The 26097-nt window shown below is 71.1% G+C and carries 25 protein-coding genes; 10 read left to right on the top strand and 15 right to left on the bottom strand.

All coding sequences use genetic code 11. The features are described 5' to 3' along the window. The 4 genes from DW296_RS00800 to DW296_RS00785 form a co-directional block, all read right to left on the bottom strand. Positions 1 to 299, bottom strand: a 299-nt coding sequence (locus DW296_RS00800; protein ID WP_205807755.1) for a translation initiation factor IF-2 N-terminal domain-containing protein, incomplete at its 3' end; no start/stop codon positions are given. 94 nt (positions 300 to 393) lie between these two features. Further along, a complete protein-coding gene (locus DW296_RS00795) occupies positions 394 to 648 on the bottom strand; it encodes a YlxR family protein (RefSeq protein WP_081811550.1) in 255 nt (84 codons plus the stop codon). 62 nt (positions 649 to 710) lie between these two features. Continuing rightward, the gene (nusA, locus tag DW296_RS00790) at positions 711 to 1694 is read right to left on the bottom strand and encodes a transcription termination factor NusA (protein WP_136050674.1); all 984 of its coding nucleotides are present in this window, start codon (positions 1692 to 1694) and stop codon (positions 711 to 713) included. 189 nt (positions 1695 to 1883) lie between these two features. Then, positions 1884 to 2924 (bottom strand): LOG family protein, encoded by a 1041-nt coding sequence (locus DW296_RS00785; protein WP_136050673.1) that lies wholly within the window; start codon positions 2922 to 2924, stop codon positions 1884 to 1886. A 133-nt stretch (positions 2925 to 3057) separates the two neighbouring features. Between DW296_RS00785 and DW296_RS00780 the strand changes: the two genes are divergently transcribed. Then, on the top strand, positions 3058 to 3561 hold the full coding sequence (locus DW296_RS00780; RefSeq protein WP_136050672.1) for a pyridoxamine 5'-phosphate oxidase family protein: 504 nt from the start codon (positions 3058 to 3060) through the stop codon (positions 3559 to 3561). Positions 3562 to 3579: 18 nt separating this feature from the next. Here the strand turns inward: DW296_RS00780 and DW296_RS00775 are convergent, their stop codons facing one another. Next, positions 3580 to 5340 carry a proline--tRNA ligase gene (locus tag DW296_RS00775; RefSeq protein WP_136050671.1) on the bottom strand — a complete coding sequence of 587 codons (1761 nt, stop codon included), beginning with the start codon at positions 5338 to 5340 and terminating at the stop codon, positions 3580 to 3582. 39 nt (positions 5341 to 5379) lie between these two features. Next, positions 5380 to 6150 carry an isocitrate lyase/PEP mutase family protein gene (locus DW296_RS00770; RefSeq protein WP_136050670.1) on the bottom strand — a complete coding sequence of 257 codons (771 nt, stop codon included), beginning with the start codon at positions 6148 to 6150 and terminating at the stop codon, positions 5380 to 5382. A 78-nt stretch (positions 6151 to 6228) separates the two neighbouring features. Between DW296_RS00770 and DW296_RS00765 the strand changes: the two genes are divergently transcribed. Together DW296_RS00765 and DW296_RS00760 are read left to right on the top strand one after the other, a co-directional pair. After that, the gene (locus tag DW296_RS00765; protein ID WP_136050669.1) at positions 6229 to 7644 is read left to right on the top strand and encodes an RNB domain-containing ribonuclease; all 1416 of its coding nucleotides are present in this window, start codon (positions 6229 to 6231) and stop codon (positions 7642 to 7644) included. 98 nt (positions 7645 to 7742) lie between these two features. Continuing rightward, positions 7743 to 8435, top strand: a complete 693-nt coding sequence (locus DW296_RS00760; protein WP_136050668.1) for a hypothetical protein — start codon at positions 7743 to 7745, stop codon at positions 8433 to 8435. An 88-nt stretch (positions 8436 to 8523) separates the two neighbouring features. Here DW296_RS00760 and DW296_RS00755 read toward each other — a convergent pair whose 3' ends face one another. From DW296_RS00755 to ispG, 3 genes are read right to left on the bottom strand one after another with little or no spacing between them, the layout of a single operon-like run. Continuing rightward, positions 8524 to 9390, bottom strand: coding sequence for a hypothetical protein (locus DW296_RS00755; protein ID WP_136050667.1), 867 nt, complete (start codon positions 9388 to 9390; stop codon positions 8524 to 8526). A 51-nt stretch (positions 9391 to 9441) separates the two neighbouring features. Continuing rightward, positions 9442 to 9774, bottom strand: coding sequence for a nuclear transport factor 2 family protein (locus DW296_RS00750; protein ID WP_136050666.1), 333 nt, complete (start codon positions 9772 to 9774; stop codon positions 9442 to 9444). Positions 9775 to 9787: 13 nt separating this feature from the next. Next, positions 9788 to 10918: a flavodoxin-dependent (E)-4-hydroxy-3-methylbut-2-enyl-diphosphate synthase gene (ispG, locus tag DW296_RS00745; protein WP_025103167.1), complete on the bottom strand. Its 1131-nt coding sequence runs from the start codon at positions 10916 to 10918 to the stop codon at positions 9788 to 9790. Between the two features lie 211 nt (positions 10919 to 11129). On the opposite strand from ispG, the gene DW296_RS00740 reads away from it, so the two are divergent. After that, positions 11130 to 13013 carry a chorismate-binding protein gene (locus DW296_RS00740; protein ID WP_136050665.1) on the top strand — a complete coding sequence of 628 codons (1884 nt, stop codon included), beginning with the start codon at positions 11130 to 11132 and terminating at the stop codon, positions 13011 to 13013. Positions 13014 to 13028: 15 nt separating this feature from the next. On the opposite strand, the gene DW296_RS00735 is transcribed toward DW296_RS00740, so the two are convergent. Continuing rightward, positions 13029 to 14342, bottom strand: coding sequence for a M50 family metallopeptidase (locus tag DW296_RS00735; protein WP_136050664.1), 1314 nt, complete (start codon positions 14340 to 14342; stop codon positions 13029 to 13031). Positions 14343 to 14408: 66 nt separating this feature from the next. On the opposite strand from DW296_RS00735, the gene DW296_RS00730 reads away from it, so the two are divergent. The 3 genes from DW296_RS00730 to DW296_RS00720 all read left to right on the top strand — a co-directional run bounded on the left by DW296_RS00730 (position 14409) and on the right by DW296_RS00720 (position 17468). Continuing rightward, entirely contained in the window at positions 14409 to 14993 is a 585-nt protein-coding gene (locus tag DW296_RS00730) for a hypothetical protein (protein WP_136050663.1), read from the top strand. Between the two features lie 92 nt (positions 14994 to 15085). Beyond that, positions 15086 to 15760: a YcnI family copper-binding membrane protein gene (locus DW296_RS00725; RefSeq protein ID WP_136050662.1), complete on the top strand. Its 675-nt coding sequence runs from the start codon at positions 15086 to 15088 to the stop codon at positions 15758 to 15760. A 91-nt stretch (positions 15761 to 15851) separates the two neighbouring features. Next, positions 15852 to 17468, top strand: coding sequence for a Mur ligase family protein (locus DW296_RS00720; protein ID WP_205807758.1), 1617 nt, complete (start codon positions 15852 to 15854; stop codon positions 17466 to 17468). Between the two features lie 12 nt (positions 17469 to 17480). Here the strand turns inward: DW296_RS00720 and dxr are convergent, their stop codons facing one another. Together dxr and DW296_RS00710 are read right to left on the bottom strand one after the other, a co-directional pair. After that, positions 17481 to 18563, bottom strand: coding sequence for a 1-deoxy-D-xylulose-5-phosphate reductoisomerase (gene dxr / locus DW296_RS00715; RefSeq protein WP_136050661.1), 1083 nt, complete (start codon positions 18561 to 18563; stop codon positions 17481 to 17483). A gap of 43 nt (positions 18564 to 18606) precedes the next feature. Beyond that, positions 18607 to 19569, bottom strand: a complete 963-nt coding sequence (locus tag DW296_RS00710; protein WP_136050660.1) for an FKBP-type peptidyl-prolyl cis-trans isomerase — start codon at positions 19567 to 19569, stop codon at positions 18607 to 18609. Between the two features lie 124 nt (positions 19570 to 19693). Between DW296_RS00710 and DW296_RS00705 the strand changes: the two genes are divergently transcribed. Further along, the gene (locus tag DW296_RS00705) at positions 19694 to 20473 is read left to right on the top strand and encodes a lysophospholipid acyltransferase family protein (RefSeq protein WP_136050659.1); all 780 of its coding nucleotides are present in this window, start codon (positions 19694 to 19696) and stop codon (positions 20471 to 20473) included. Positions 20474 to 20482: 9 nt separating this feature from the next. Here DW296_RS00705 and DW296_RS00700 read toward each other — a convergent pair whose 3' ends face one another. Further along, complete coding sequence (locus DW296_RS00700; protein WP_136050658.1) at positions 20483 to 20980, bottom strand: OsmC family protein; 498 nt, start codon at positions 20978 to 20980, stop codon at positions 20483 to 20485. A gap of 83 nt (positions 20981 to 21063) precedes the next feature. Between DW296_RS00700 and DW296_RS00695 the strand changes: the two genes are divergently transcribed. Then, positions 21064 to 22059: an asparaginase gene (locus tag DW296_RS00695; protein WP_136050657.1), complete on the top strand. Its 996-nt coding sequence runs from the start codon at positions 21064 to 21066 to the stop codon at positions 22057 to 22059. Between the two features lie 37 nt (positions 22060 to 22096). Here DW296_RS00695 and DW296_RS00690 read toward each other — a convergent pair whose 3' ends face one another. Continuing rightward, complete coding sequence (locus DW296_RS00690; RefSeq protein WP_136050656.1) at positions 22097 to 24865, bottom strand: FtsK/SpoIIIE domain-containing protein; 2769 nt, start codon at positions 24863 to 24865, stop codon at positions 22097 to 22099. A 57-nt stretch (positions 24866 to 24922) separates the two neighbouring features. Beyond that, positions 24923 to 25720 (bottom strand): PP2C family protein-serine/threonine phosphatase, encoded by a 798-nt coding sequence (locus tag DW296_RS00685; RefSeq protein ID WP_136050655.1) that lies wholly within the window; start codon positions 25718 to 25720, stop codon positions 24923 to 24925. A gap of 172 nt (positions 25721 to 25892) precedes the next feature. Here DW296_RS00685 and DW296_RS16570 point away from each other — a divergent pair. After that, a partial coding sequence (locus DW296_RS16570; protein ID WP_205807753.1) for a hypothetical protein occupies positions 25893 to 26097 on the top strand: 205 nt, incomplete at its 3' end.

Genomic DNA, 26097 nt, shown 5'->3' with positions numbered 1-26097 from the left:
GCCGGTGCCGGAGCGGCAGGAGCCGCGGGACCCGGCTTGGGGCCGGGCTTCGGACCGGGGGTCGGCCCCGAGGACTTCGGTGCCGGCTTCGCCGCGGGCTTCGCCGCAGCGGGCTCGGAGGCCGCCTTCAGGGACGGGTCGGCCTCGATCGCGGCGCGCAGCTTGCGCGCCACCGGGGGCTCGACCGTCGAGGACGGGCTCTTCACGAACTCGCCGAGTTCCTTGAGCTTCGCAAGTGCGACCTTGCTGTCGACGCCGAGTTCGGCGGCGATCTCATGTACGCGTGGTTTACCAGCCACAATTCTCCTGTCTGGGTCGGTCTGCCCAGACAGGGCAGACCACTAGTCGCGGACGGGTCTCATTTCGAGCCGTTCACTTTGTTTCCATAGCTGTTCAGCCTTTGTTTCTTGGTGGGTGCTGTTCGAAGATCCGTGTGTCCAGCTGAGTGGTCACACGCAGTGCTCTTCCGAAAGCTCGACGCCGCAGAGCGGCTTCCATGCACTCGGGTGTCGGATGCACCCACGCGCCACGCCCCGGCAGGACAGCACGCTCATCGGGGATGAGGGTGTCGTTCTGGGCAACCACCCTGAGCAGAGTGGAGCGGGGAGCACGCGTGCGGCAACCGACGCACGTTCGTACGGGTTCCATCTTACACCTGCGTTCCGTCCGTCCTCGCCGCCACCGGGCGTGGCGTCGAGGACCGACAGGGATCAGTCGAGGACGCTGTCCGGCTGGATGTCGATCTTGGCGCCGGTGAGCTTGGCGGCCAGACGCGCGTTCTGACCCTCCTTGCCGATGGCGAGCGACAGCTGGTAGTCCGGCACGAGGGCGCGGACGGCCTTGGTGCTCGCGTCGAGGAGGAACGAGCTCGTGACCTTCGCCGGCGACAGCGCGTGCGCCACGAACGTGGGCAGGTCGGCGTCGTAGTCGACGATGTCGATCTTCTCCCCCGCCAGCTCCTCCGTGACGGCCCGCACACGGCGCCCCATCTCGCCGATGCACGCGCCCTTGGCGTTGATGGCCGGGTCGTTCGCCTTCACCGCGATCTTGGTGCGGTGCCCGGCCTCGCGGGCCAGCGCGACGATCTCGACCAGGCCGGCCGCGATCTCGGGCACCTCGAGCGCGAACAGCTTGCGGACCAGGCCCGGGTGCGTGCGCGAGACGGTGATCTGCGGACCCTTGAGCCCCTTGGCGACGCTGGTGACGTAGACGCGCAACCGGGACCCGTGCGCGTACTCCTCGCCGGGCACCTGCTCCTCGGGCGGGAGGATGGCCTCGACGGAGCCGAGGTCGACGTGGATCATGCGCGGGTTCGGCCCCTGCTGGATCACGCCGGCGACGATGTCGCCCTCCTTGCCCTTGAACTCCCCGAGGACGGCGTCGTCCGCGATGTCCCGGAGGCGCTGGCTGATGACCTGCTTGGCGGCGAATGCGGCGATGCGCCCGAAGTCGTCCGGCGTCGCCTCCTCCTCGCCGATGATCGCACCCTCGTCGTCGCGGACGACCTGGAGGACGGCGACGTGGCCGGTCTTGCGGTCGAGGTGCACGCGGACGCCCTCCGGCGTCGCGCCGTCGGGCGAGACGTGCTTGGAGTACGCGGTCAGGATCGCCTGCTCGATGATCGAGACGAGCTCGTCGAACGGGATCGCCTTCTCCTTCTCGATCCCTCGCAGCAGACTCAGTTCGATGTCCATGACGGCCTCCCTATTCAGCTCTCGTCGCGCCCGAATGCACGCGCGACATCCGTACAACGATACCGTGTGCCGCGCGCCCGGGCCATCCGGCCTCCGCCGGCACAGGCCGTCGCGCGACAGCAGGCTCTCTGAGCGCGAGCAGCCTGCTTCCGCGCAGGTGCCTGTCCCGGCGGACAGTCCCGCGCCTGGTCAGTCCTTCGGCGCGGACGGGAGCGCGTTGAGGGCGCCGATGAGCCGGAAGAGGTTGCCCACCTGACGCTGATCCAGGTGCAGGGCGAGGCGCGGGAGGTCGAGCCGGTCGTCGTCGGCCACCTCGGGGGAACGCGGAGCCGTCCGTTCGATGCGCCCGGAAGACAGAAGCGTCGCGAATCGGACGTTGAGCTCCTCGATCTCGGCGTCCGTCGGCTCGGCCTTGAGCCGCAGCACGAGCGTGTCCCCGACCCACCGCAGCGAGTCGTAGTTGCGCCAGAACCCGGTGATCTCGGCGCGGGCCTCCTCGACCGAGTCGGTGATGACGACGCGATCGAAGTCCCCGGGGGAGATCACCCCCATCGGCGCGAGGTGCTCGTCGACGAAGCGCCGCATGCCCTGCCAGAACGATCCGCCCTTCTCGTCGAGCAGCACGATCGGCGTCGGCTCGGCCTTCCCCGTCTGCTGCAGGGTGAGCAGCTCGAACATCTCGTCGAGCGTGCCGAACCCGCCCGGAAGGCAGATGAAGCCGCTGGATTCCTTGATGAGCATGAGCTTGCGGGTGAAGAAGTACTTCATCGCGACGACCTGATCGCTTCCCGCGACGAGGCTGTTCGCCTTCTCCTCGAAGGGGAGCCGGATGGAGACGCCGAGCGACAGCGCCGGCCCCGCCCCCTCGGCGGCGGCCTGCATGATCCCGGGGCCGGCGCCGGTGACGACCATCCAGCCGTCGCTCGCGAGCGCCGCGGCGACATCCCGCGCCTGCAGGTACAGCGGGTCGTCGTGGAGGGTGCGAGCGGACCCGAAGACGGTCACCTTCGGCACCCCGCGGAACGGAGCGAAGAGGCGGAAGGCATCGCGCATCTCGGCTAGGGCGGCGGAGGCGATCTTGAGGTCGAGGCGGTCGGTGTCGTCCTCACCGAGGAGCAGCGCCGTGCGGAGCATCCGCATCACGAGCCGACGGTCCGAGGACACCCCCGCTTCGTCCAGCACATGGTTGATCTCGTCGCTCAGAGCGGCCGGCAGCGGTTCCTCGGTCATGCCCCCAGCGTCCCACGCGGCATCCGGCCGGCGGGACGCAACGCCGGGGTTCCGCGCTCCGCGCTCCACAGCACGGCCGGGATGCGGTGTCAACGCCCGTGCCCGTCGTCGACGGCGGCATCACCATGGCGACATGACAGAGATCACCGGTCCCGACGCCCTCGCCCGCATCAAGGAGCTCGTGGAGGACATCGACTTCACCATGCTCACCACCACCGACCCCGACGGGAACCTCGTCAGCCGTCCCATGTCGACCAGGCAGATGGACGAGGCGGGTGCCATCTGGTTCTTCACCGCGGAGGACACGGAGAAGGTCGAGGAGGCGCGGCGTCACCACGATGTCGGTCTCGCCTACTGCGACGCCAAGGGCATGCGCTACGTGTCCGTCGCCGGCACCGCCGAGGTCGTCCACGACCGCGCGAAGATGGAGGAGCTCTACTCCCCCTCCCTCGACATCTGGTTCGAGGACGGGCTGGAGACCCCCGGCATCGCCCTGCTCACGGTGACCCCGGTCGTCGCCGAGTTCTGGGAGCCGGCGAAGGGCAAGGTCGCGATGGCCGCCGGGGCGCTCAAGGCGCTCGCGACCCGAGACACCCCGGACGACGACATCATGAACCACGGCCGCATCACCTGCTGAGCCACCGGCGGCGCCGGGTCAGCGCGTGGCGGAGAGCCGCTCCACGGCCTCGGCGACCGAGACCGCCTCGCGCTCGCCCGTGCGACGGTCCCAGAACTCCACCTGGCCGTCGGCGGCGCCCCGGCCGACGATCACGATCTTCGGGACGCCGACGAGCTCTGCATCACCGAACTTGACCCCGGGAGACACCTTCGGACGGTCGTCGTAGAGCACGTCGAGCCCGGCGGCCTCGAGCTGTGCGGAGAGGTCCTCCGCGACGTCGAAGGCGACCTGGTCGCGCCCCGCGGCGACGACCTGCACGTCGAACGGCGCGACCGAGGCCGGCCAGATCAGGCCCTTGTCGTCGTTGTTCAGCTCGGCGATGATCGCCAGGATCCGCGTGACGCCGATGCCGTACGACCCCATGGTCACCGTGACGAGCTTGCCGTTCTCGTTGAGGACCTTGAGGCCGAGCGCCTCCGCGTACTTCCGCCCGAGCTGGAAGACGTGACCGATCTCCATGCCGCGGGCGAGCTCGACCGGACCGGAGCCATCGGGCGCCGGGTCGCCGGCGCGCACGTTCGCGATCTCCACGATGCCATCTGCCTCGAAGTCGCGCCCGGCGACGACCGAGTGCGCGTGCTTCTGGTCGATGTTCGCGCCGGTGACCCAGCTGGTGCCCTCGCTCACGCGGGGGTCGACGAGGTAGCGGATGCCCGTGGCGGACTCCTCGCCCAGCACGGCGCCCGTGGGCGACCACGGACCGATGTACCCCTTCACCAGGAGCGGGTTGTTCTCGAAGTCGTCCGCGGTGGCGGTCTCGACCTCGGCCGGGGCGAAGGCCACCTCGGCGCGCTTCTCGTCCACCTCGCGGTCGCCGGGGATGCCGACGATCACGAGCTCGCGGGTGCCGTCGAGGTGCTTCAGGGCGAGCACGACGTTCTTGAGCGTGTCGGCCGCGGTGTACTCGCCGTCGAGTTCGCGGTTGCAGTGCGCCACGAGCGTCTCGATGGTCGGGGTGTCGGGCGAGTCGAAGACCACGGGGGCGCCGTCGGCGTCGAACGGGACCGGAGCCGGGACGGGCGTGCTGAAGGCCTCGACGTTGGCCGCGTAACCGCCGGCGCTGCGGACGAACGTGTCCTCGCCCACGGGGGTCGGGTGCAGGAACTCCTCGCTGCGCGAACCGCCCATGGCCCCCGCATCGGCCTGCACGATCGCGTACTCGAGGCCCAGCCGCTGGAAGATGCGCTCATACGCGTCCCGCTGCGCCTGGTAGCTCGCGTCCAGCCCCTCGTCGGAGGCGTCGAAGGAGTAGGCGTCCTTCATCGTGAACTCGCGGCCGCGGAGGAGCCCGGCGCGCGGCCGGGCCTCGTCGCGGTACTTGTCCTGGATCTGGAAGATCGTCAGCGGCAGGTCCTTGTACGACGAGTACAGGTCCTTCACGAGCAGCGTGAACGCCTCCTCGTGCGTCGGCGCCAACAGGTAGTCCCCGCCCTTGCGGTCCTGGAGGCGGAACAGCAGATCGCCGTACTCGTCCCAGCGCCCGGTGGCCTCATACGCCTCCCGCGGCATCAGCGCGGGGAAGTGCACCTCCTGCGCGCCGGCGGCGGCCATCTCCTCGCGGATGACGGTCTCGATCTTCGCCTTGACGCGCAGACCCAGCGGCAGCCACGCGAAGATGCCCGCGGCCTGCGGTCGGATGTACCCGGCGCGGATCAGCAGCTTGTGACTGGCGACCTCGGCACCGGCAGGATCTTCACGGAGCGTACGGAGGAAGAAGTTCGAAAGACGAGTGACCACGGCTCAAGTGTAGTGAGCCGTGGTCACCCTCCTCGTCGCTCAGTTGAGGGCCGGCAGTCCCTGCGGCACGACGCCGCCGCCGTAGAGGCTCTCGGCGAGCTCCTGCAGGGCCGTGAGCGCCACTCTCTGCGGCAGCGGACCGTAGGAGATGCGGGCCACGCCGAGCTTCTCGTACTCGGAGGCGGCGAGCGCCCCGGGGATGCCGATCACGCTGACCTTGCGCTCTCCGATGCCCTCGACGAGCTGCCGCGTGACGTTCGCATCGAGGATGCCAGGGACGAAGACCGCGGTGGCACCCGCATCGAGGAAGGCGCGACCGCGCTGGATCGCATCCGCGATGCTCTGCTCCACGGGGCGCGACCCGGCACGCACGAACGCGTCGGTGCGGGCGTTGAGGGCAAACGGCACGCCCTCCGCCTCCGCGGCCTTCACGATGGCCTCGACGACGGCGACCGATTCGTCGAGCGGCTTGAGGCGGTCCTCGACGTTCGCGCCGACGACGCCGGCCGCGATCGCGAGGCGGGTGGTCTCTCCCGCATCCCCGTACCCGTCGTCCAGGTCGGCGGTGACGGGGACGGAGACGGACGCGGCGATTCGCCCGACCATGTCGATCATGACGTCGCGCGGGGTGTCTCCGTCGTCGTAGCCGAACGACGCGGCGATGCCGTGACCGGCGGTGGCGATCGCCTTCGTCTCCGGCAGTGCGGCGACGGCGCGTGCGGAGACGACGTCCCACACGTTCACCACACGGAGGATCTCCGGGGCGTCATAGAGTCCGACGAGGGTCTGGGCCTTGGCAGCAGTGGTCATGTCCCCACGCTAGCGGCCGATGTGGGCACGCGGGCCGGCTGCGGCGGATCGTCCCGGTGCTCGACCTAGGCTGGCGGCATGCCCCAGCGCCGCTCGCATGTCGCCCCCTCCGCCGCACAGACCGAGCTCGCTGCGGCGCTCTCGACCCTCCGGGAGAACCTGGAGACGCCGACGGCGTTTCCCGCCGATGTGCTCGCGGAGGCGGAAGCCGCCTCGGCGACGACCCCGGAGCTCGACCTCACGGATGTCCCGTTCGCCACCCTCGATCCGGCGGGCGCCCGTGACCTCGACCAGGCCTTCCACCTCGACCGGGACGGCGACGGCTATCGGGTGCGGTACGCCATCGCGGACGTGCCGGGGTTCGTCGTACCGGGAGGCGCCGTGGATGCGGAGGCCCGTCGGCGCGGACAGACCCTGTACGCCGCGGACGGCACGATCCCGCTGCATCCGCCCGTGCTCAGCGAGGACCGCGCCTCGCTGCTCCCCGATGTCGACCGCCCCGCCCTGGTGTGGACGTTCACCCTGGACGCGGCGGGGAGCGTGACCGACTTCCGGTTGGAGCGCGCCCTCATCCGTTCCCGCGCCCAGCTCGACTACGCGTCCACCCAGGATGCCCTGGACCGGGGCGACGGCGGCCCCGCGGCCCTGCTGCCGGAGATCGGTGCCCTCCGCCTCGAACAGGAGCGCGGGCGCGGTGGAGCCAGCCTCAACGTCCCGGACGAGGAGGTCGTGCGCACCGCCGACGGCTCCTATGCGATCGAGCGCCGCAGCCCGCTGCCCGTCGAGGAGTGGAACGCTCAGCTGTCGCTCATGACCGGGATGGCGGCCGCGACGCTCATGATCGACGCAGGCGTCGGCATCCTCCGCACGATGCCGGAACCCGACGAGACGGCGTTCGCGGCCTTCCGGCACCAGACGGAGGCGCTCGGGCGCCCCTGGACCACGGGCACCTACGGCGAGTATCTTCGGAGCCTCGACCGCTCCGACCCGATGACCCTTCCCGTGCTGGAAGCCGCCGCCTCGCTGTTCCGCGGCGCGGGGTACCTCGTGTTCGACGGGGAGCCGCCCGCCGACGCCGTGCAGGCCGCTATCGGCGCCCCGTACGCACATGCGACCGCTCCCCTCCGGAGGCTCGTCGACCGCTGGGTCCTCGCGATCTGCCTCGCCGTCTCGACAGGGCAGCCCGTGCCGGAGTGGGTGCGCTCCTCCCTCGGCGACCTCCCCGCGCTCATGCAGGACTCGGGCCGACGGGCGTCGCAGCTGGACGCGGACACCGTGAACCGGGTCGAGGCCGCGCTCCTCACTCCCCAGATCGGGCAGACGGTCGAGGCGACGGTCATCGAGCTCCGGGGCGAGCGGGCCGCCGTCCAGATCGCGGAGCCCGCCGTGACGACGACCGCGCCGGTGACCCCCGACACAAAGCCCGGCGATGTGGTGCGGCTGCGCGTCGTCCGTGTGGACATCGCGGCGGGCGAGATCGAGCTCGCCGACTGACTCCGCCGGATCAGGCGGACGCCCGGAGTCAGGCACCCCCACGCACGACTGCCTGTGCAGCCGCGATCGCCTGTGCTCCCGCCGGATACCCTGTCGAGATGTATCAGGCCGAGCGCATCGAGCGCTTCCTCGCCGCGCGGTATCCGCGCGCACGCATCGCGATCGTCGCCGGGAGCACGGCCCGCAGCGAGCGCACACACACGAGCGACATCGATCTCCTGCTCATCGACGACGACCTCTTCGCCGACGACGCCCAGGGGAGCGAAGCCGCCACCTTCGAGTTCGAAGGCGAGGTCCTCGAGGTGTTCGCCTACACAGCGGCAGGGTTCGAGACATGGGCCCACCGCGGCATCGCACAGCATCGACCCGTCATCGTCCACATGCTCGTGGAGGGCGTGCCGGTGCGCCCCTGCCCCGGGCTCGACGGCCTGCGGGCCCGGTGGGGTGCGGTGCTCGCCGCCGGCCCCGTCCTGGGCGAGACGGAGTCACGATTCCGGCGGTATGTCATCACCGATCTGCTCGACGACCTCCAGGACGCCACGGACCCTCTCGAGCAGCATGTCGTGGCCGGCCTGCTGTTCGAGCGCATCGCCGAGCTGATGCTGCTGGCCGACGGACAGTGGATCGGTTCTGGGAAGTGGCTCCCCCGACGTCTGCGCGCGTGGAGTCCCGAGCGCGCGGATCGGCTCAGCGCTCCGCTGCTCGCCGGGGATTTCTCCGGCTTCGCGGCGCGGGTCGGCGAGGAACTGGAACTCGCGGGCGGCCGGCTGCAGGCGGGGTTCGTGCGCTGACCTCATCGCGGGAGCAGGCAGGCACGCGACAACAGGCGACACCGGCCGCTGACGCCTGTCCTCGCGCGAACGCCTGAGGAGCGAGGGCTCAGGAGGCGGGAGTCGCGGTCGTCGTCATCACGAGGAGCTGGGGGTCGGACAGATCCAGGGTCACCGTGATGGCGGCGAATTCCGCGAGGGAACGGACGTGGGTGCCGCCACAGAGGATCACGGCCTCGCCCTCGGGGAGCGCGCAGTGCCAGCGCCGCCGGTCCACGATCGTCTGTCCGTCCACCTCGATGCGGCTCGGGGCAGCGGAGGAGACCCACGCGGCGAGCTGTGCGTTGATGCGCTGCTCCCGGTCTGCGAGCGTGGCCGCGAACGTCTCGGTGTCGAAGCCCGCACGACGCAGGCTCTTGCCCAGGCGGTACTCGTCGACGGCGCCGTCCTCATGGATGCGGCTGGACTGGTTCGCCCGTCCCTCGAAGTCGGGATTGCCCAGCGCATCCTCCCCGGGGTCCTTGCGCCAGAGGTCCGCGACGGCGAGATCGAGAGCGAGGGAGGCGAGGTGGCACGCGGTGTGACCGCGGCTGAGGCCGGCGCGATGCTCCTCGTCGACGACGAGGGACGCGGGAGCACCCTCCGCGAGCCAGGTCGGCGCCACACCATCGAGCCGGTGGGCGACCAGCCAGGTCCACCCCTCGGTTCCTCGCTTGACGGGGATCGCGCTGCCCACCGCGAACGCGCCGTCATCCGACACCGCCGCCATGAGCGCCTCGGCCACCCGGACGGCTCCGCCCTCGCCGGACAGCACGCCGGTGTCGCCGGGCTGGTCGGGCCAGGTGTGGTCCACCGGGTGGAACGGGGTGGCGTCGACGACGACCACCGTCCCGTCCGCGTCGTCGGCCACATGGGTCACCACGGCATCTCCGCGGAGGCTGCCGTCCGGGAAGGTGACGATCGTGGGCGTGGTCATGGGGCTCCTCGGAGAGACGACGGAACGATGGTGCCGATCAGGCACAGGGCGTCAGTGGGACGGCGGGATCGTGAAGCTGGCGAGCCGGTCGCCGTGGACGACGAAGATCCCGTCCGACTCCCCGTTGAAGACGCGACTGGACCAGCCGAAGCGGATCCGCGTGGTGTCGCCGTCCGTGGCGGCCGAGAGCACGGTCATCCGCGCCCCGGCGCCGATCGCATCGCTGTCCGCCCAGCCGCGCACGCCGTCGGCACCGGCTTTCACGGTGCCCCAATCGCTCACGAAGCCGTCCGGCGTGAACGCAGCGACGAACGCTTCGGTGTCTCCGGCGTTGATCGCGTCGACCATCGCCTGGACTGGTGCGGGCAGGAGGAAGTCGGGCATGGTGCTCCTCGGATCAGGCGGTGACGACCTGGGCGGTGCCGAGCGGAGCGTCCGGTCCCATCTCGGCGGCGATGCGGTTCGCCTCCTCGATGAGAGTGGCGACGATGTCGGCCTCCGGGACGGTCTTGATGACCTCTCCCTTGACGAAGATCTGTCCCTTGCCGTTACCGGAGGCAACGCCGAGATCGGCCTCGCGCGCCTCGCCCGGGCCGTTCACGACGCAGCCCATGACCGCGACGCGCAGCGGCACCGTCATCTCCTTGAGCCCCTCGGTGACGTCTTCCGCGAGCGTGTACACATCGACCTGAGCCCGACCGCACGAGGGGCACGAGACGATCTCGAGCTTGCGCTCTCGGAGGTTGAGGGACTGGAGGATCTGGTGACCGACCTTGACCTCCTCGGCCGGCGGGGCGGACAGGGACACGCGGATGGTGTCGCCGATCCCCTCCCCCAACAGGATGCCGAAGGCGGTCGCGCTCTTGATCGTGCCCTGGAAGGCCGGTCCCGCCTCGGTCACGCCGAGGTGCAGCGGCCAGTCGCCCCGCTCGGCGAGCTGACGGTAGGCCTTGACCATGACGACCGGGTCGTTGTGCTTGACCGAGATCTTGAAGTCGTGGAAGTCGTGCTCCTCGAACAGCGACGCCTCCCAGACGGCGCTCTCGACGAGGGCCTCCGGCGTGGCCTTGCCGTACTTCTCGAGCAGGCGGCGGTCGAGCGAACCCGCGTTCACGCCGATGCGGAGCGAGACGCCCGCGTCCTTGGCGGCCTTCGCGATCTCGCCGACCTGGTCGTCGAACTTGCGGATGTTCCCCGGGTTGACGCGCACGGCCGCACAGCCGGCGTCGATCGCCTGGAAGACGTACTTCGGCTGGAAGTGGATGTCGGCGATGACCGGGATCTGGCTCTTCTTCGCGATGATATGCAGCACATCGGCGTCGTCCTGCGAGGGCACGGCGACGCGCACGATCTCGCAGCCCGAGGCGGTGAGCTCCGCGATCTGCTGCAGCGTCCCGTTGATGTCGGTGGTCTTCGTCGTCGTCATCGACTGCACGCTGACGGGCGCATCGCCGCCGACGAGCACCTTGCCCACCTTGATCTGGCGGGACTTGCGACGCGGGGCGAGGACTTCGGGGACCTTCGGCATCCCAAGATTCACTGCTGGCACGATCCCAGCCTACGCCGCCAGGATGCGGAAGGGCTGGATGCGGCGGGTGTGGTAGTTTCGCCCCAATGATCGCGCACATCACCTGGTGGCCCGCCTCCTAGGCGGTGTGTTCGCGTTCCCTCGAATCCAGACCGCCTCCGGGGCGGTCTTTTCGTTGCGCCGAGCCGGAGCCCTCGCACAGGAGACATCGATGACCCTCTCTCGCCTCGACGAGCTCAGCGCCGATCCCACCGCGTCCTTCGTGCTGATCGCCCGAGACGGCGCGGACACCGTGGAGCTGCTCACCGGCGACGTGACCGACGTCGAGCTGCTCGCCGACATCCCGCTGACCATCGACGGAGAGCCGCGGGAGGTCTTCGCGCTCGTCCCGTATCGACAGGTCCGCGAGCGCGGCTTCGTGGCTCAAGACGACGGCACCCCGCTGCGCTGCCTCGTCGTCGCGGAGCACCTCGACCTGCCGACCGCCGCCGTGCTCGACGCGCTCCCCTCTTCCCCGGTCCCCCTGCGTGACGAGGGCTTCGACATCGCCGACGAGGAGTACGCCGCGATCGTGGAGACGGTGATCGCCGAGGAGATCGGCCGAGGCGAAGGCGCGAACTTCGTCATCCGCCGGGACTTCACCGCGACCGTCGACGCCGATGAGCGCACCGCGGCGCTCACCTGGTTCCGAGCGCTCCTCACCCACGAGCGCGGGGCCTACTGGACGTTCGCGGTCGTCACCCCCGGTCACATCGCGGTGGGCGCGAGCCCCGAGGCGCATGTCGTGGCCCGCGAGGGCATCGTCACCATGAATCCCATCTCGGGCACCTTCCGGCATCCGGCGGGCGGCGCGACGAAGGAGACGCTCACCGACTTCCTCACGTCGACCAAGGAGACCGAGGAGCTGTTCATGGTCGTCGACGAGGAGCTCAAGATGATGAGCGCCGTCTGCGCCGACGGCGGACGCATCACGGGCCCGCATCTCAAGGAGATGTCGCGGCTGACGCACACCGAGTACATGCTGCGCGGACGGAGCGGGCTGGACCCGCGGGACATCCTCCGCGAGACGATGTTCGCCCCGACCGTCACCGGCTCCCCCATGCAGAACGCCTGCGCCGTGATCCGGCGGCACGAGCGCAAGCCCCGGGGCTATTACTCGGGGGTGGCCGCGCTGTTCACCCCGAACGGCGACGGCGGTCACGACCTCGACGCCCCGATCCTCATCCGCACCGTGTACCTGCAGGACGGCGCGCTGAGCGTTCCGGTCGGCGCGACCCTCGTCCGTCACTCGGACCCGCATGGCGAGGTCTCCGAGACGCACGGCAAGGCGGCGGGCGTGCTGGGAGCCATCGGTGCGATCGACCGGGACCGTGTGGCCGAGGCGCGGAGCGACGCCGACGCCCCCGGTGAGCCCCGGCGCCTCGCCGACGACCCGGACGTCGCCGCGCTGCTCTCCTCGCGCAACGCCCGCCTCGCCGAGTTCTGGCTGAACCCGCAGGGCGAGGACTTCACGGGTCCGTTCTCCGGCCGATCCGCCCTCGTCGTCGACGCGGAGGACCGCTTCACGACGATGCTCGCGCACCAGCTGCGCCATCTCGGGCTCGACGTGACGATCGCCTCCTGGGACACGGTGGACGACGAGGCGGTCGAGACGGCCGATCTCGTCGTCGCCGGCCCCGGTCCGGGAGACCCGCGCGACGGCACGAGCCCGCGCATCGCCCGGATGCGCGAGGTCGTGGCGGCCCGCCTGCAGGCACAGTCGCCGTTGCTCGCGGTGTGCCTGAGCCACCAGATCCTGGCGGACCGGATGGGGATCGCGCTGACGCCTCTCGACGCTCCGCATCAGGGACTGCAGAAGGCCGTGCCGGTCTTCGGCGAGGACGCCTCGATCGGGTTCTACAACACCTTCACGGCACGGGTCGATCCCGGAGTGACCTCGGTGGGCGCGGCCGAGGTCTCCGCCGATCCGGTAACCGGAGACGTCTACGCGTTGCGCGGCGACGGCTTCGCATCGGTGCAGGGCCACCTCGAATCGATCCTGTCCCGCGACGGCATCCGCACGCTGGAGCGCCTGGCGGCGCACGCCCTGGCCTGAGCGCGTTCCGGCCGCTCAGCCCAGGAGCTTGACCGGGTTGAACAGGTCGGCCACGAGCAGGAGCGCGCCCATCGCGATCAGCAGCGTCGCGACGACGACGGTCAGCGGCACGAGCTTGGTGGCGTCGACCGGCGCCGGCGGCGGCCGTCGGAAGAGCTTCGCCCACACCCGCTTGACCCCCTCCCACAGCGCGACGACGATGTGCCCGCCGTCGAGCGGCAGCAGCGGGATGAGGTTGAAGACGAAGAGCGCCACGTTGAGCGAGCCGAGGAGGCCGAGCAGCACGGCGAAGCGGTTCAGCACCGGAGCGTCCGTCGCGGCCACCTCGCCCGCGAGGCGCCCGACGCCGACGACGCTCAGCGGTCCATTCGGATCGCGTTCGCCACCCGTCACCAGCGAGACCCCGACGTCCCACAGCCGCACCGGCAGGGTGACGATCAGCGAGCCGACCCGCGCGACGGTGTCCGCCGCCAGCTCCGGGCCGGCGGTCAGCGGCTGCTGCACGTAGCCCATCTGCGCGATCATCCCCGCATAGCCGACCTCCTTCACGACGGGCTCGCCGTCGTCGTCGAGCACCGGCTGCCCGCTCGCATCCGTGATGGTGCGCTCCGCGGCGATGGGAGTGAGGGTCAGCGTCCGCTCGGTGCCGTCCCGGCGCACGACGAGGGCGAGGGGCTCGCCCGGTGAGGCCTGGACGATGGCGGTGGCCTCGGCGAAGGTCGACACCGGCTTCCCGTCGATCGCCACGAGGACGTCGCCGGGCTGCACATCGGCCGCCGCGGCGGGAGACTCCGGATCGTCGGCCCCGCACTCGGTCGCCGTCGACGATGCGGGGACCACGCACTCGTTCACCGCCGCGACCGTCGTGGTGCCCTGCTGCACACCGATCCCGCTGACGAGGACGGTGAAGATGACCACGGCCAGCACGAGATTCATGAGCGGCCCACCGAGCATCACGATCACGCGCTTCCACACCGGCAGCTTGTAGAAGACCCGGTCCTCGGCGCCCTCCGCGATCGTCTCGTCGTTGGCCGAGCGCGCGTCCTGGATGAGCGTGCGGAACGCCCCGGATGCCGGCCCGCTGTCCTTCGACGACGGATACATGCCCGACATCGAGATGAAACCGCCGAGGGGCAGCAGCTTGAAGCCGTACTCCGTCTCGCCGATCCGCTTCGACCACAGGCGCGGCCCGAAGCCGATCATGTACTGGCCGACACGCACGCCGAAGAGCTTCGCGGGGACGAGGTGGCCGACCTCGTGCAGACCGATCGAGAGGCCGAGGCCGATCAGCATGAACACGATGCCGCCCAGATAGAGCAGGAATTCCACAGGCCAACGCTACTGCCCGCCGCCTAGGAATCCGCCCGGCTCGCGCAGCGTCGCTAGGCTGGCACGATGACGTCCCGGCAGCTGCGCTTCCTCCGCGCCGCCGCCGTGTCCGCGATCGCCACACTCCTCGCGGCCGTCTCCCACACGCTCGCCGGCGGGGCCGCCCCGCACCCGCTGCTCATCGCCGCCGTCGCCGCGCTCTTCGTGCCCCTCTCCGCCGCCGTGGTCGGCCGTCGGTCGTCGCGCGCGAGGGTCGCGGTGGCCGTGATCCTGGCGCAAGGCGCGTTCCACATGCTCTTCCAGCTTCTGGGCGCTCCCACCGCCGGAGATGCCCCCGGCCTCGGCGCCCACTCCCACCACCTCGACCTGAGCGCGCTCGGCCCGCTGTCACCGGCCCCAGGGCCGGGAGCGCTGATGCTGTCTGCCCACCTCGCAGCCGCCCTGCTGACGACGGTGCTGCTGTGGCATGGCGAGAGCGTGCTGCGCACGATCGCCCGCTGGTTCCTGGCCGCCCTCCGGCGCGGGACGGCACCCGCCACCACGCCTCCGGCACCCCCGCGTCCGCTGCGCTCCGCCCTCCTCCCTCCGCTCGACGTCGCGACGACCGCCGTGGTCTCGCGACGCGGTCCTCCGGTGCTCGTCGGCGGCTGAGCCGTCCCTCCCTCCGGCCGTCCCCGCTCGACGGCCCTCCCTTCCGGGCTGCGCTGTTCCGGTGCGCCCGCACACGAGCATCTGGAGACCCCATGTCGAACACCACCATCCGTCCCCGTCGTCCGCGCCGCACCCTCCTCGGAGCCACCGGCATCATCGGTGGACTCGCCCTCGCCCTCGCCGTCCCCGCGATGGCCGGGGCGCACGTCAGCGTCAGCCCCGACGAGCTCGCCGCGGGCGACCACGGCGTCCTGACCTTCTCGTTCTCACACGGCTGCGGCACCTCGCCCACCACGGCCCTGCGCATCACCATGCCGGACGGCCTCGCCTCGGTCGCCCCGACGCTCGACGGCGACTGGACGATCCAGGTCGAGCGCGGCGACGACGGTCTCGTGAGCGCCGTCACGTACACCGCCCTCACCCCGGTGCCGACCGATCTGCGCGGCGCCGTGAGCATGTCGGTGGGTCTGGACGAGGACACGCCCGAGACGCTCGCCTTCCCGGTGGTCCAGCAGTGCGTGGAGGGCGCGACCGAGTGGACGCAGCTCGCCGAGAAGGGTGAGGACCCGCACGACCTCGACTCCCCTGCCCCTGTCGTGACGGTCACGGACGGCACCGCGGACGGTCACGGCACGAGCGCCGCGCCGCAGCCCGCGACGGCTGACGACGGCGACGACGCGCTGGGCATCGCCCTGGGTGCCGGCGGCCTCCTCGCCGGTGTCGCGGCGCTCGTGGTCGCGATGCTCGCCTTCCGCCGCCGCGCCTGACCCGAGGTCCGCCGCGCCCGACTCCGGCGCGCGGCGGACCGACCCGCCCGAGCCGACACCGTCGTCGTGAGAACATGGAGACGACATGTCGATGGAACAACAGCCGACCCTGCCCCCCGTGCTCCGCCCGGCGAACCCGCCCCGGCGCGAGCTGTCCGAACTCGCCTCCCTGTTCGCCCGCTCCGTGCGTGGCGACGTGGACGGCGTCGCTCTCAGTGGCATCACCCTCGCCACGGCGGACCTGCGTCCCGGCGAGGCGTTCGTCGCGATCCGCGGCGTGAACCGCCACGGCGCGGACTTCGCGAAGACCGCCGCCGAGAAGGGAGCGGTCGCGGTGATCACGGACCAGGCGGGTGCCGACATCGCCGCCGACGCCGGCCTCCCGATCCTCATCGTCGACGATCCCCGCGGCGTGCTCGGCGCGCTGAGCGCCTGGGTGTACGGCACGGGCGCGGAGGATCCGCTCCCCCTCCTGTTCGCGACCACCGGGACGAACGGCAAGACGAGCGTCTCCCACCTCCTCGAGGGCATCCTCGACCAGATGGGCGTCGTCACCGGGCTCTCCTCCACCGCCGAACGGCACATCGCGGGTGAGGTCATCGTCTCGCGGCTCACCACCCCCGAGGCCTCCGAGATGCACGCCCTCCTGGCGCTCATGCGCGAGCGCGAGGTCGAGGCCGTCGCAGTCGAGGTCAGCGCCCAGGCCCTGTCCCGGCACCGCGTCGACGGCATCCGATTCGACGTCGCGGGGTTCACCAACCTCAGCCACGACCACCTCGACGACTACGCGGACATGGAGGAGTACTTCGAGGCGAAGCTGCCTCTCTTCCGCCCCGACCGTGCCGTGCGCGGCGTCGTCTGCCTCGACTCCCCCTCCGGCGCCCTGGTCGTCGAGCGCTCCGAGATCCCCGTCGTCACCGTCGGGACCCCTTCCATCGCGGCCGACGCCGACGCTGCGACGCAGGCCGACTGGGTGGTCGTCATCGACGACGAGCGGACGACCGGCACGACGTTCACGATGACGGGACCGGCCGGCACGCTCACCACGACGGTGCCAGTGATCGGTCCGCACATGGCGGCGAACGCGGCGCTCGCGATCGTCATGCTGCTCGAAGGCGGCTATGCCTGGGAACGCATTGTCGAAGCCCTGCAGCGCGACGGCGGCATCCACGCCTACCTGCCCGGTCGCACCCAGCTCGTCTCAGGCGCGCGAGGACCGGCGGTCTTCGTCGACTTCGGCCACTCGCCCGATGCCTTCGAGAAGACCCTGGCGGCCGTGCGGCGGGTGACCCCCGGCAAGGTGCTCATGCTCTTCGGCGCCGACGGAGACCGGGACGCCAGCAAGCGCTTCGACATGGCCCGCACCGCGGTGGAGGGCAGCGACATCCTCGTCGTGACCGATCATCACCCGCGGTTCGAGGACCCGGCGTCGATCCGCGCGACGCTCGTCGAGGGCGCCCGTCGCGCCCGGCCTGACGCCGAGATCCACGAGTACTCCCCGCCGGAGGCCGCGATCGTGGCTGCCGTCGGGCTCGTCGGCGACGGCGACGCGATCCTCTGGGCGGGACCCGGGCACCAGGACTACCGCGACATCCGCGGGGTGCGGACGCCGTACTCCGCCCGCGAGCTCTCCCGGCGTGCGCTGAAGGCCGCCGGCTGGCCGGTCCCGGAGCCGCGCTGGCCCGTGCCCTACCCGGACGAGGACTGAGCCCGCCTCGCGTCAGGCGACGGCGATGAGCTGGTCGGCCTTCCGCCGCGCCCAGTCCTCCGCCGCTGCGAGCGACTCCACGGTCAGCGCATCCGGCGCGTCGTGCGCGTCCACGACGCGCTGGACGGTGTCGACGATGCCGAGGAAAGACAGGCGTCCCTCGTGGAACGCGTCCACCGCCTGCTCGTTGGCGGCGTTGTAGACCGCGGGGAAGGTGCCTCCGGCACGTCCGACGGCCTTCGCGAGCGCCACCGCGGGGAAGGCGATGTCGTCGAGCGGCTCGAACGTCCACGACGTGGCGGAGGTCCAGTCCAGCGGCCGGCCCACCCCACCCACCCGGTGCGGCCAGTCCAGGCCCAGCGAGATCGGCAGCCGCATGTCCGGCGGAGAGGCCTGGGCGATGGTGGACCCGTCGATGAACTCCACCATGGAGTGCACGACCGACTGCGGGTGCACGACGACGTGGATGTCGTCGTACGGCACATCGAACAGCAGATGCGCCTCGATCACCTCGAGACCCTTGTTGACCAGCGTGGCGGAGTTCGTGGTGACCGTGCGTCCCATGTTCCACGTCGGGTGCGCGAGCGCTTCCTGCGGCGTGACGGTGGTGAGCTCGTCGCGCGACTTCCCGCGGAAGGGCCCGCCGGAGGCCGTGACCACCAGCCGACGGATCTCGTCGTGCGTACCGGAGCGCAGGGCCTGCGCGAGGGCGGAGTGCTCGGAGTCCACCGGCACGATCTGACCCGGCGCGGCCGCGGCGAGCACGAGATCACCGCCGACGATCAGCGACTCCTTGTTCGCCAGCGCGAGGGTCCGCCCCTCCTCCAGCGCAGCGAGCGTCGAGCCGAGACCGATCGAACCGGTGATGGCGTTCAGCACCACGTCGGCCTCGACGTCGCGGACCAGCTGCTCCGCCTCCGCCGCACCGAGAGCGGTGTGCTCCACCTGGAACTGCGCCGCCTGCTCGGACACCATCGTGGCGTTCGACCCTGCGGCGAGACCGACGAGCTCGAAGCGTCGAGGGTTGGCGCGGATCACATCCAGCGCCTGAGTGCCGATGGAACCGGTGGAGCCGAGGATGATGACGCGACGCATGACGCCAGCCTAGGACACGTGCCTGCGCCGTCCGAGACGGCGGCTACTGCTGCGGCTGGACCGGAGTCGTCGCGAGGATGTCGACGACGAACACGAGGCTCTCGTCCTGCAGCTCGTGGCCCTCGGTCGCGCCGTAGCCATCGGACGGCGGCATGACGACGAGAACCTGCGAACCGACCTTCTGACCCTCGAGCGCCTTCTGGAAGCCGGCGACGACCCCTGTGGTCTGGAACTGGGCCGGAGTCGCCTCGCGGCTCCAGCTGGAGTCGAACTCCTCGCCGTCCGACCACTTCACGCCGAGGTACTGGACGACGACGAGGTCTCCGGACGCGACCGTCGGGCCGTCCCCCTGCTTGAGGACGGAGACCTTCGTCTCGGTCGGCGCGTCGCCGTCCGGGATCGTAACGGACGGCTTGCCGTCGTCATCGAGCTCGACCTCGGGCATGCCGGCGGTCGGCTCGACGGGCTCGCCCGTCGCCACCTCGGGGAGCCGCTCGACGGCCTCGGCGTAGACGACGATGTTGCTCTGGCCCTCACCGAGCGCGCTGCCGGGGATGGCGAGGACGACGCGGGATCCGACCGGCTCGCACTCCAGCGCGGCGACGAACAGCGACGACTGGTTCGGGTCAAGGAGCACGGGGAGAGTGCCGTCCTCGCCGCGCGCCGACGAGTCGACCACGTCGCCGCTGGCGGCATCGACGATCTGGTACTGGACGGAGACGAGGTCGTTCGCCGCGAGATCGTCTCCCTCGCCCTCGGACACGACGGTCCGCTCGACGTTCGCGAACTCCGCATCGGCGGGAACCACGATCTTGGCGTCGAGGCCTTCGCCGTCGACCTCGATGGCGTCAGAGGTGTCGCCGGCCTTCGCGTTCACGAGGCACTGGCTCGACCCGGAGGCGTCCGGAGAGGAGGTGCTCTGCGGATCGCCGTTCCCGGAGCAGCCCGCCAGCAGCAGGGTCGCCGCAGCGACGGTGGACAGGACGAGCAGCGGACGGGTGCGCACAGGAAGACCTCACGATCGCGGGCGGGAGCTTCCATCCTGCCTCATCGCCCTTTGCTCGCGCTGGGAAGCGGCGGCGCGAGTCTTCATTCCCACGTCGGCATGGATCCGGGAGTAGCCTGCTCTGATGAGCTCTGAGCAGTCCGTGGACCCCGAAACCCCCTCAGAGGACTCCCCGAAGCCCCGGCGCGCCGGCTTCACCTACACCCTGGGCCGCAGCCTCATCGCCCCGCTCGCCCGACTCGTCTACCGGCCGCACATCGAAGGACGCGAGCACGTCCCCACCACCGGCCCGGTGATCTTCGCCAGCAACCATCTGTCGTTCATCGACTCCATCGCCATCCCCGTGGCGGCTCCGCGCCCCGTGCACTTCCTCGCCAAGTCGAGCTACTTCGAGGGCACCGGCATGAAGGGGTGGGCCTCCAAGACGTTCTTCGAGGCGATCGGCGCGATCCCGGTCCGCCGCGGCGCCGGTCAAGCGGCTCTCGATGCCCTCGACCTGCAGCGTCAGCTCCTCGACGAGGGCCTCGCCGTCGCGCTCTACCCCGAGGGCACCCGCTCGACCGACGGCCGACTGTACAAGGGCCGCACGGGCGTGGCGTTCCTCGCGCTGCAGACGGGAGCCCCCGTGGTCCCCGTGGGACTCATCGGCACCGACAAGGTCATGCCGGTCGGTGCCAAGATGCCCACGCTGTCCGAGCGGATCACCGTGCGCTTCGGGGAGCCCCTGGATCTGTCCCCGCACGGACCGGCCACGAGCGGCCGCGCGCGCCGACTCGCGACCGACGAGATCATGGCCGCGATCCATGCCCTGTCCGGGCAGGAGCTCGCGGGCACCTACAACGAGGCGCCCGCGCAGAACACGATCGAGAAGATCAAACAGGCGCTCCCGCACGAGCGCCGCTGAGCGGTTCACTCAGCCGGCGGCCGTCACCGTCGCCTCGTGCCGGACCGGGAAGTTGACCGAGTTGGCGATGAAGCACCACTCGTTCGCCTGGGCATGCGCCCGCTCGGCCGCCTCGATCATCGACGCCTCGGCGACGACGACCTCCGGCCGCAGCAGCACCTCGACGAAGGACCCGCCACCGGCGCCGTTCTCGCGCATCACGCCGCTCGCGGTGTCGCGATAGGACACGACCACGACGCCGGCCGTCACGCACGCGTGCAGATAGGACAGCAGGTGGCACTCGGAGAGGGAGGCCAGCAGGAGGTCCTCCGGGTTCCAGCGCGACGGGTCGCCACGGAAGGGCTTGTCGGACGACGCGAGCAGTTCGGGCTTCCCCTCGACCTCGATCGTGACATCACGGCGGTAGTCGCGATAACCGCTCGTGCCGGTTCCCGTGTTGCCCGTCCAAGTGGAGGTGAGGGCGTACCGGTGCTCGCCGAGGGGCCGCGGAGTCGTCTGCTCTGGCATGAGCCCAGTCTGTCAGGCGGCGCCGACACCCGGGGGCTCTCTCCTCGACGGAGAGGAGCCACACCCGCCGGTAGAGTTGTCGGGTGCTGGAGACTCTCACCGTTCAGGATTCCGTCGAACTCGCCGTCGTGGAGCGGAGCGGCTTCATCGAGTCGCGTCATGCCGGGGCGGCCGTGGTGCTCTCCCCCGACGGCGACGTGGTCGCGCGGCACGGCAACACGGAGGCGCTGGTCCTCCCGCGTTCCAGCCTCAAGCCGTTGCAGGCGGTCGCCTGCCTGACGGCGGGCGCCGTGCTCGAGGGCGAGCAGTTGGCCCTGTCCACCGCGAGCCATTCCGGGACGGATCGGCATGCCGAGGTCGTGCGCGAGATACTCACCGCGGGCGGCCTCAACGAGGACGACCTCGCGTGTCCTCCCGCGTGGCCGAGCGACTCCGCGACCCGCGACGAGATGGTGCGGGAGCACGGCCAGGAGGCGCGCGTCCGGATGAACTGCTCCGGCAAGCACGCCGCCATGCTCCGCGCCTGCATCGCGACCGGCTGGCCGACAGACGGCTATCTCGACCCGGCGCACCCGCTCCAGGCTCACATCCGCGACGTCATCGAGCGACTGACCGGCGAGAAGATGGCCCACACCGCGATCGACGGCTGCGGCGCCCCGGTGTACGCCCTCACCCTCACGGGCCTGGCCCGCGCGATCCATCGCATCGGAACCGCTTCCGAGCGCTCCCCCTTCGCACTGCACCGCGTGGCCGGCTCCCTGGTGAAGGCGGTACGTGAAAACCCTTGGACCATCGACGGCCCCGGGCGCCCCGACACGATCGCGATCGAACGCCTCGGCGTCTTCGCCAAGGGCGGCGCGGAGGGCGTGATGGTGATGGTGGCTCCGGACGGGACGACCGTCGCGCTCAAGATGCTGGACGGCGGCGCTCGCGCGTCGACCATCGTCGCCGCGACTCTGCTGGCTCGCGCGGGCGGGCTCAGTGACGCTGATGTGGCTGCCTTGAGCGATGCGCTGCCGCTCACGGTGCACGGAGGCGGGGCGAGCGTCGGCGCCATCCGCCCGGGCGCAGGGATCTGACCAGACCGCCTCGAACGCTGCCGCGGCCGACGGACGGTCACCGACGCCCCAGCGCAGGAAGGACAACCCGTCGTGGCGGGCGGTCCCCGATCACGGACCAGGCGCGTCCGGCGTCCGGCCGCGCGTAGGGTGGCAGGCCTCGGACGCCGACGAGCTGACGGAGCTCGCTCGGCCGCTCGGCGCGGATGAGCACTTCCCCGCGCGACCGCACGTGCTGCCATAAGGCCACGTAACGCTGCCAGGTCTCCGCATCCGCTACCAGCACGAGCGGCTTCCCTGCCTCGCGCACCTCCGAATCCACCGAGCGCACGTCCCACTCCGGGTGCGCCGTCATCAGCGCGGCGACGACGGCCGGCGCGCCGGGGGTGACCAACGCCGTCATCTCCGTCTGCGGCACCCACGCGGTGGTGCCCCGCCTGGGCACTCCGCTGCGGCGGAGGGCGCCGGAGCCCTCCACCCAGGCGAACTGCATCTCCCGCTCGCCGAGCAGAGCCCGCCCCGCCGGACGGTCGCGCCGGAAGTGCGCCACCTCACCGCCCGCCGCGAGGTGCTCCACGCGTGTCGGCATCCGCAGGAGAGCGCGCCGCGGAAGCGCCTCCAGCACCCGTGCCAGCGGGCCCGTCATCCGGCCGGCCGTGAGCACCCAGGTGGTGCCGGTCGCTGATCGCACCACCTGCTCCCAACGCTGGACGAACTCGTGGCCGACCTCGAGCGGGAGGACCGCGTGGAGCTGGTCGAGATCGTCGGCGAGCACGAGGTCGGGTGGTGCCACCTCGCCCTCGGCCCACGCGGCGAGCAGGTCCACCGCCGCCTCGGGGTCGTCGGGGAACCATGTGCTGTCCGGATGCTGCGCCGCGATCACCCGCAGCACCGTCGTCCTTCCCGTTCCCGGGGCGCCCAGGACGACCAGGCCGCGTTCGCGGCCCGGGCGCAGGAGTTCGAGAGGCTGCGTCTGGTGCTCGGGGTCGTCGGCACGCCCGAGCACGACTCGGGAGTCGGTGCCGGACAGCCCGGCGGACGCTGCATGCTCGATCAGCGCGGGGAGCGGCAGGCGTACCGGGAGCGCGGGCTGCCACGGCGGCGGGCATGCCTGCGCTCCGGCCCATCGCTGCCCGATGCTTCGGATGACGTCGTCGTCGGTGAGGGCGATGCGCACCGCCAACGGCTCGTCGTCCTGCGGACGTCGCAGCAGCGCGCGGCCTCGGCCCTCCGGTCCCCCCGGAAGCTCGGCCGCGCCGGAGGAGCCGAGCATGGCCCTGCTGTCAGCGGCCTCGGCGACGCGCAGACTCAGCCGCAGTGGACAGTTCGTGGCGAGGGCGTCGCGGATGACCCCGGCGGCACGCTGGGTGCCGAGGACCAGGTGCATCCCCAGAGCTCTGCCCCGCGCCGCGACGTCGGTGAACACCGCGGCCAGCTCCGTATGCTCCTGCAGCAGCGCGGCGAACTCGTCGACGACGATCAGGAGCCGCGGAAGATCGGTCTCACGCACGTCGCGCGCCCGCGCCGCAGCCAGCGCGCTCTCGCGGCGACGCATCTCCGCGGCCAGGCTCGCGACGCCACGCCGTGCCTCCGTCTCGTCGAGGTCCGTGAGCACGCCGACGACCTGCGGCAGGTCCCGGAGGCGCTCGAAGGCGGTTCCCCCTTTGAAATCCGCAAGGAGGAAGTTCACCCGGTCCGGGCCGTACCCGGCGCAGATGGCCGCGACCCAGGTGATGAGGAGTTCGCTCTTCCCCGTGCCCGTCATCCCCGTGACGATCGCGTGCGGACCGTCGTCGACGATGTCGGCGGTCACCGGCTCACCGTGTGCTCCGCGACCGAGGGCGACGAGGAGGCCCGTGCCGATCGGCGGTTGCGGAAGGTCTCGCAGTACCACCACTGGCGCATCCGCCTGAGCCGCGTCCGCCTGCCCGCCGCACAGCTCCGCGGCCGCCTCCGCCTGCGCGGACGACAGGAACTCGACGTCGAGCTCGACGACGCCGTCCGGTGTGCGCAGCACCGCCGCACCGGGTTCCTCGATGTCGAGCACGGTCGTGATCCCCTCCGGCACGTCGGCGCCGGCCGGCATGACCCAGATCACGGCGTCAGCACTCGGCTCCGACGAGGCCTCGGCAGCGAGAGCGAGCCGGAACCCGCCGCGTCGCGCCCGCTGCACGTGCGGAAACGCCGCCGCGGCCGGCTCGCGCACGTCGGGGCCGACGACGAGAGAGAGCGCACCCGGCGAGAAGCGCAGGCAGAGCTGGACGACGAAGCCGCGTGCCGCGGCCTGTACGAGCGGCATGGGCCCGCGAAGACACACCCCTCGTCCGAGCGGGACGACCTGAGGCACGTCATCCAGGACGCCGCATCGACGGCGGAAGTCGTCGGCGCGTTCGCCGTCTCCCCCCTCGCAGCGCACGGTGCTGACCCGGGACCCGCGTCCCACGACGAGCGAGGTGTCTTCGCCCGGCGGCCGCGCATCGCGCAACGGGCGATCCCGCACACAGGAGGCGGCGTCCGGATGTCGTTGTTCCTCCTGTGCCCGCTCGCGTGCGTGGCGACGCTGCAGTTCCGCCTCGAGCTCGCTCCATGCGGCGCTCACCCGATCGGCATCGAGCCGTCGCTCCCGCCGCCGACCGCGGGCCGAGTCGACGAGTGATGCCCCCAGCATCAGCGGCCCCAGTGCTGCGAACCACAGCGCGTGCACGGCGCCGGTCGCGCCCCAGAGAGCCAGGCCTACGCCCACCGGGACGACGGCGGCGACGATGGGAAGCGCACGGCGCCGGGCGGGCGGTATCGCGGACGGGAGGAGCAGAGGCGAGAGGTCCATGACTCCAGTGGAGCTCATCCTCCGGGCGGATACGGCCCTTCCACAGGGTGCGGAGCGCTACTCTCCCGACTCCGCTGATGGGGAGGAGGAGTCGTCGGGTTCGTCGACCTGCAGGACGATCACCGTGACGTTGTCGCGGCCCCCGTTGTCGAGTGCCGCGGCGAGCATCGCGTCGACGCTCTCGGCGGGGTCGGCGTGGGCCCGGAGGAAGTGCTGGATGCCATAGTCCGTGAGCTCTTTCGTGAGGCCGTCGGAGCAGATGACGAACCGGTCTCCCGGGCGCACGTCGATGGTGATGTAGTCCGGCGCCGTGAGCTCGCTCGCGCCCACCGCACGGGTGATGACGTTGCTGTAGGGGTGTCCCTCGGCCTCTTCCGGGCTGAGCTTGCCGGCGGCGATCAGCTCCTGCACGACGGAGTGATCGGTCGTGACCTGCAGGAGCCGATCGTCGCGCAGAAGGTAGACGCGGGAATCGCCGATGTTCAGCGCCACCCAGTGTGGTTCGCCGTCCCGCTCTTCCAGGTACACACCGGTGAGCGTGGTGCCCGTGCCCTCATCGGTGGTGTCGGGGTGCCCGGCGATGTCGTCCACCGCGAGAGAGAGCGCCTTCTCGATCGAGGACGGAGAGACCTCGTCGGCGTCCACCACCGCGCGCAGTCGGGCGACCGTGCTCTGGCTGGCGATCTCGCCACCGGCGTGGCCACCCATGCCGTCCGCGACGATGAACAGCGGGTACTCGGCGAGCAGCGCGTCCTGATTGGTCTCTCGGCGCCGCCCCTGGTCGGTCACCCCGGCCCAGGACAGCAGCAACGGACGATGCGCAACCGTGACGGTGTGCGTCTTGGTCTCAGCCACGAACTGCCTCCGATGGACCTGCGGCGAATGGGGCGGGCGCAGGATACTCACACATCGTAGTGGAACTCGCTCTCCTGGTCCGCACCGGAGTCGCGGTGAACGGGGCGCGGAGCGAAAGGCGGAGAGTGAACGGCCCTCCGGTGCGACGAGTTCATGCCTCCACGTTAGCGGCATGCCGGGACGCGCCGGGACCATGGACGCGAAGAACCCCCGGTCCGGAGACCGGGGGTTCTTCTGCCGTCGTCACGCAGGCGGCTGCGTGGGGTCGTTCGGCGTGGTCGGCGGAGCCGGAGGAGCCGCGGGCGGAGCCGGAGGCGTCGTGGGCGGAGCCGCGGGAGGTGCCGGAGGAGTGGTCGGCGGCACCGGCGGGATCGGCG

The organism is Microbacterium sp. K36, assembly GCF_004794355.1.
In the GTDB taxonomy this organism is placed as follows: Bacteria; Actinomycetota; Actinomycetes; order Actinomycetales; family Microbacteriaceae; genus Microbacterium; species Microbacterium paraoxydans_D.
The sequence above is the reverse complement of the archived record's forward strand: the minus strand, read 5'-3'. Positions and strand labels throughout refer to the sequence as shown.

Bases quoted from the DNA above. Each gene is read 5' to 3' on its own strand.
- DW296_RS00765 (WP_136050669.1), top strand. From the start codon at position 6,229: ATGCCCCAGCGCCGCTCGCATGTCGCCCCCTCCGCCGCACAGACCGAG.
- DW296_RS00795 (WP_081811550.1), bottom strand. From the start codon at position 648: ATGGAACCCGTACGAACGTGCGTCGGTTGCCGCACGCGTGCTCCCCGC.
- DW296_RS00770 (WP_136050670.1), bottom strand. From the start codon at position 6,150: ATGACCACTGCTGCCAAGGCCCAGACCCTCGTCGGACTCTATGACGCC.
- DW296_RS00780 (WP_136050672.1), top strand. From the start codon at position 3,058: ATGACAGAGATCACCGGTCCCGACGCCCTCGCCCGCATCAAGGAGCTC.
- DW296_RS00785 (WP_136050673.1), bottom strand. From the start codon at position 2,924: ATGACCGAGGAACCGCTGCCGGCCGCTCTGAGCGACGAGATCAACCAT.
- DW296_RS00730 (WP_136050663.1), top strand. From the start codon at position 14,409: ATGACGTCCCGGCAGCTGCGCTTCCTCCGCGCCGCCGCCGTGTCCGCG.
- DW296_RS00750 (WP_136050666.1), bottom strand. From the start codon at position 9,774: ATGCCCGACTTCCTCCTGCCCGCACCAGTCCAGGCGATGGTCGACGCG.
- DW296_RS00700 (WP_136050658.1), bottom strand. From the start codon at position 20,980: ATGCCAGAGCAGACGACTCCGCGGCCCCTCGGCGAGCACCGGTACGCC.
- DW296_RS00690 (WP_136050656.1), bottom strand. From the start codon at position 24,865: ATGGACCTCTCGCCTCTGCTCCTCCCGTCCGCGATACCGCCCGCCCGG.
- DW296_RS00740 (WP_136050665.1), top strand. From the start codon at position 11,130: ATGACCCTCTCTCGCCTCGACGAGCTCAGCGCCGATCCCACCGCGTCC.
- dxr (WP_136050661.1), bottom strand. From the start codon at position 18,563: ATGCGTCGCGTCATCATCCTCGGCTCCACCGGTTCCATCGGCACTCAG.
- DW296_RS00760 (WP_136050668.1), top strand. From the start codon at position 7,743: ATGTATCAGGCCGAGCGCATCGAGCGCTTCCTCGCCGCGCGGTATCCG.
- nusA (WP_136050674.1), bottom strand. From the start codon at position 1,694: ATGGACATCGAACTGAGTCTGCTGCGAGGGATCGAGAAGGAGAAGGCG.
- DW296_RS00755 (WP_136050667.1), bottom strand. From the start codon at position 9,390: ATGACCACGCCCACGATCGTCACCTTCCCGGACGGCAGCCTCCGCGGA.
- DW296_RS00720 (WP_205807758.1), top strand. From the start codon at position 15,852: ATGGAACAACAGCCGACCCTGCCCCCCGTGCTCCGCCCGGCGAACCCG.
- DW296_RS00725 (WP_136050662.1), top strand. From the start codon at position 15,086: ATGTCGAACACCACCATCCGTCCCCGTCGTCCGCGCCGCACCCTCCTC.
- ispG (WP_025103167.1), bottom strand. From the start codon at position 10,918: ATGCCGAAGGTCCCCGAAGTCCTCGCCCCGCGTCGCAAGTCCCGCCAG.
- DW296_RS00705 (WP_136050659.1), top strand. From the start codon at position 19,694: ATGAGCTCTGAGCAGTCCGTGGACCCCGAAACCCCCTCAGAGGACTCC.